4 protein-coding genes are annotated in these 2,482 nt (G+C 36.0%); all 4 read left to right on the forward strand.

The features are described from left to right. Positions 1–208: 208 nt before the first annotated feature. Positions 209–409 (forward strand): hypothetical protein, encoded by a 201-nt coding sequence (locus tag FJ213_13330; GenBank protein MBM4177134.1) that lies wholly within the window; start codon positions 209–211, stop codon positions 407–409. A 329-nt stretch (positions 410–738) separates the two neighbouring features. Further along, on the forward strand, positions 739–1,260 hold the full coding sequence (locus tag FJ213_13335; protein ID MBM4177135.1) for a hypothetical protein: 522 nt from the start codon (positions 739–741) through the stop codon (positions 1,258–1,260). A gap of 146 nt (positions 1,261–1,406) precedes the next feature. Further along, on the forward strand, positions 1,407–2,033 hold the full coding sequence (locus FJ213_13340; protein ID MBM4177136.1) for a PAS domain-containing protein: 627 nt from the start codon (positions 1,407–1,409) through the stop codon (positions 2,031–2,033). 36 nt (positions 2,034–2,069) lie between these two features. Next, positions 2,070–2,482, forward strand: a 413-nt coding sequence (locus FJ213_13345) for a PAS domain S-box protein (protein MBM4177137.1), incomplete at its 3' end; no start/stop codon positions are given.

A 2,482-nucleotide genomic window follows, 5' to 3' on the forward strand; every position in this document is an offset into this window, starting at 1 on the left:
CTTAAAAGTCGGGCTTTTCTTAGAGGCGGTGTGAAATTATCGCCCACTTTTTTAGTTTTTTTGCAATGATTAAAAAAATGAACAACTTATAGTTTATAATTTTTTCGTTTTTCAATTTTCAATTATATTTTTTAACTCTTTATCGGAAATAATACTGTTCAAAATCTTTATTGAAAATATTTTCAAGTTCATCCCCGAAGGAGTTTTAGTGTTTAGCGATAAACTGAAACTATTCAACCAGAATAAGATGTTCGAGGATATTGTTCGAACATATTCCGCCAAACTCGGATACACTGAACAAGAATTAAGAGAGATCATAATTGAAGAAGCAAAAAAGAGGTTAATAGGTGAAAAAAGAGAAACAATAAAAAGCACAAATCCAATGGAAGCTTCGCTGAAGGATGTTTAGATTTAGGCAGGAAGATATACGAAGAAAATCTTTCATTGTAATTCTTTCTACCTTCATATCTTATAGCTGAGAATGAAAAAGAAAATCGGACGGATCATTCTATCAAAAATCCTTAGGATGCCTTTAGAACAATATCTTAAATATATTGATATGAAAACGTTAGTAGAACCCTGCGAGCATAAATTTGCCGATCGAAACCTGCCCGCCAGGTATATAGCAATAAGGAAGGCGGGTAAACCCGCCAAGTATATAGCTGTGAGGCAGGCGGGCCAGCCCTAAAACTAGAACGGGATAAGTGTATAGTAAAAAAAATTGTTTATGCAAAAGTAATGGTACAGAATAGTAAACTTACATTTGAAATATCGGATCCACGCTTAGAAAAGAGCATCCCCGTTGTTAATCAGAAAATTTCAGACAACGGGATCGTTGCATTAAAGTGGATCAACACAAGGAATGAATTATCCAAACATATTCTTTCCAGTTTGATAGACTACCAAAGCTCATTTTGGCAATCAGGCAAGGAAACCGATTTGATACCTTTAACACTAAATAAATTTCTTAAACTGTATCATTCAAAGTTTCTTGATAAAAGCCGGCTGTCAAGACTCCTGCCAACTCTTTTAGTAGAAACACTGCTCGACGCGCTAAAGAGGGAAGTGAAGGAAGAAACAAACTTCGATATCATGCCTATAAGTTTAGTAAAAGTAATTTCATCAAATAGTCGTTTGCATTTGGAATTTATTGTCGAAGCAAAGTACACTGGTGGTATTTTTATCCCATCAAAAGATGTCGATTTTTATCATTGGTCCGATGAAAAGGAAATAACTTATTATCATGATATTATTTCGTAAGGTTTTTATTGCATATTTATTTTCAATCAATTAATTTCAACATGCACTCAAATCAAAATTGGATTATGTCCTATGAGCTTAATACCTATACTGCCTAAATATTTTCCATTGAAGACAAAATTAAATATAGATTGCACAATTCTAGCATGGTATCTTTTATTTTGAAAGAAAAACAAAACAAATATAAGGCTAAAGAGAATCGTTTTATTAAGGTAAACAAAGCTTTTGCCGATGTAATGGTTTTAAGTAAAATACAAATAGAAGGTAAATCTTGTTTCGAATTGTATTCCAAAGAACAAGCGGATGCTTTTTGGAAAGATGATTTGGAAGTCATTAGTTCAAAGAAGCCCAAAAGAAATATCATTGAGCATATGAAATCTCCAAACGGAACACACTTCTGGGTGCGGACAGATAAAATTCCCTTCAAGGATGATGACGACAATATTATTGGAGTAATAGGTTTTACTAATGACATAACAAATCAGAAACTGGCGGAGGATGAACTTATTAAACATCGTAAACAGCATGAACAATTGGTTAAAGAACGCACTGCAGAGTTAGAAGGTGAAATGAAAAAAAGGATTAGAGAGGAAGAAGAACAGCGCGCCGCTTCACTCTACGCACATAATTTGGTCGAAGCCAGCTTTGATCCGTTGGTCACCAATAGTTCTGATGGTAAGAGCATTGACGTGAATCAGGCAACAGTACAAGCGACCGGATGCCTCGTACGTAACTCATCGGCGACGATTTTGCGATACGTTATACGTCATTAGCACGTGCCGCTATGATCTAACAACGAGGAAATTGATATGAAATCAAAAACTAAACATTCGAACGAAGACTTTCATCACAACACTCTTGACAACCTGATGGAAGGTTGCCAGATCATTGGTTTCGACTGGCGATACATCTATATCAACGATGCAGCCGCTAAACATTTCCGTCACCCGAAACAAGAACTCTTAGGCAAGAAGTACATGGATATTTGGCCCGACTTTGAAAAGACCAACGTCTTTAAGGTGATTAAACGTTGCTTGGAGGAACGTATACACTACACAATGGAGAATGAAATCACATTTCCAGACGAGAAAATAGGATGGTTAGAACTAAGGATTCAACCTGTTCCCGAGGGTGTACTTATTCTCTCGACTGACATCACAGAGCGCAAAAATGCAGAAAAGCGAATACAAGCCGCGAAGACCTATGCAGAAAACATCATTGC

This window comes from Ignavibacteria bacterium (genome assembly GCA_016873845.1).
Taxonomy (GTDB): Bacteria; Bacteroidota; Ignavibacteria; order Ch128b; family Ch128b; genus JAHJVF01.

What these genes read in the sequence shown, in the direction of transcription:
- FJ213_13335 (MBM4177135.1), top strand. Translation starts at nt 739, where the DNA reads ATGGTACAGAATAGTAAACTTACATTTGAAATATCGGATCCACGCTTA.
- FJ213_13340 (MBM4177136.1), top strand. Translation starts at nt 1,407, where the DNA reads ATGGTATCTTTTATTTTGAAAGAAAAACAAAACAAATATAAGGCTAAA.